Raw genomic sequence first — 1,821 nt, 5'->3', positions numbered from 1 at the left:
ACGTTGAGTCACCAAATAACCGATAGATAGCCCATTGACCATTCTTGCTCAGTACGTGCTGTTTACCTTCGTCTGTTACGTCTTGAATCGTAATACTGATATTGAAATCTCCGTTTTGAGGAGGCCACTCAAGTTCACGAATTCTACTTGGACCATGGTAATAGTTGATATTTGAGTCCGCTATTTTCAAGCTTGCTCTTATTGCACTCGAATCCAGATCAAGAACTTTCGCACTGAATGGAAGGTACAAGCGGTTTGTACTCTTGTTAATTAACGTATCTCTGATGACATTGTAATTTCTTAACTGAACAAGCAACTCTGGCGAGAGTGGCATAATTTCGCCTTCTACCTGTTTCGGTGTCCATAGATTTGTGTCGTAAAAAGGAGCGAAATTCTTATCGATAAATGCATCTAGCAATCCCCCCGAAGCAAATAGTAGCTCAAAGTCTTCAATCGAAATTTCCTCAGTTGCACTTAGGTCAAAAGGGTACCTTCCTAAACCTAACTCTTTGAACTTGGTATAGATCTCACTATACCAAAGAGTCTGGATTCCTTTTGATGATTCAGAAATCATCACAGACCAGCTCTGGTTAACTACGTCTAAAAGCCAACTTCTGACGGGTTCAGGAGATTTTTGCGCTATCTGTTTTAAGCGGATTAGAGGATCTGCCTCCGTACTACTCATTCGGTGTTGCGCTGCAGTTAACGCTGCCATTTGAGGATCTGGTGCGTCAGCTATATCCTTCATATAAGTACGAACTCTGCTAAGTGCAGTTATCGTTTCATCCCATGGTGTAGGGGAGTTAGGGGTTTCGTTAATTTGTAATTGATTCAGGATATGGAAAGCTTGTTCAACTCTTTTCATCAACAAGTAGTCAGGTTTAACAAGTTCTTCAGCGAGTTCTGGTGCTGCATTTACTGCACCAGCAAGTTTAGGGTTAACCTGGGCCATTAATGCATTCTGTTGTCCGATCGGGGAAAACTGAGTGTTTGTATAAACTTGTTTTAGAACGGTTGTCATAGGAGAAGAGGGACCAGAGATTAGATCTATGGCATTGGTTATCTCCCCTATATTGTTGTAACGCTTGACTTTTAGTTCGCTTAAAGCATTTCGCCAATAACTGATGTAGTCATCCGTATATTTTTTTCTTACTTGTTTCTTGAAGGTCTCTTGTTCTTTGTCTGTTGGGATTACGTGGTTTGACAACCCCAATACCCAGTTGTCAGTGATGACTTTTTGCGACATTAAATCGACACGAGGGCGGTAAAACGTGCTGAAGCCCGTCGACGTATAAACTTTATCGATTTCTAATCGTCGGGGATCCAAGTTGTCGTTGAAAACATTATTAAAGTCGAAACCCACTGCTCTTTGTAAATTCAGAGTGCCCAAATCAATGTCGCCTGCTTGCTGTAATAAGCTAACGTAAACTAGGTCGACGTTTGAACTAGACAGCAGTGATCGCCTTGTCGCACGAACCATATTCATGTTGATCGGAACAGGTTCAAAATTCGTTCGGAAATACGCGTCTAAATACTTCATGACCGTTGTAATCGTTTCTGGTTGATCGTTGAGTTTTTGTAGTGTTGACAGTGTTTGTTGACGAAGAAATTTTATCTCGCGCTTGGTAGGATCATTCAACATTAAGTAACCTTTGAGTAAAGGTAGTGCACTATTAATGTTGTCTTGGTTTTGTGTTAGTTGCAAACGATAACCTTGCTCAATTACGGGCATTAAGTGGTTTCTAATTTGCATTATGAGGGCGTTGTAAGCGATTTTCGTACTTTCATCGAGACGACTTACATTCATATTCACAAGTTCAT

The 1,821-nt window shown here is 40.8% G+C and carries 1 protein-coding gene; it reads right to left on the bottom strand.

All coding sequences use genetic code 11. The features are described from left to right. A partial coding sequence (locus AB6E54_RS22615) for an ImcF-related family protein (RefSeq protein ID WP_372169056.1) occupies positions 1-1,821 on the bottom strand: 1,821 nt, incomplete at both ends.

Origin of the sequence: Vibrio sp. 10N.247.311.49 (assembly GCF_041467655.1) — a bacterium.
GTDB lineage: Bacteria > Pseudomonadota > Gammaproteobacteria > Enterobacterales > Vibrionaceae > Vibrio > Vibrio crassostreae_C.
Note: the sequence above shows the minus strand (reverse complement) of the source record. Positions and strands in the feature narration are given on the sequence as shown.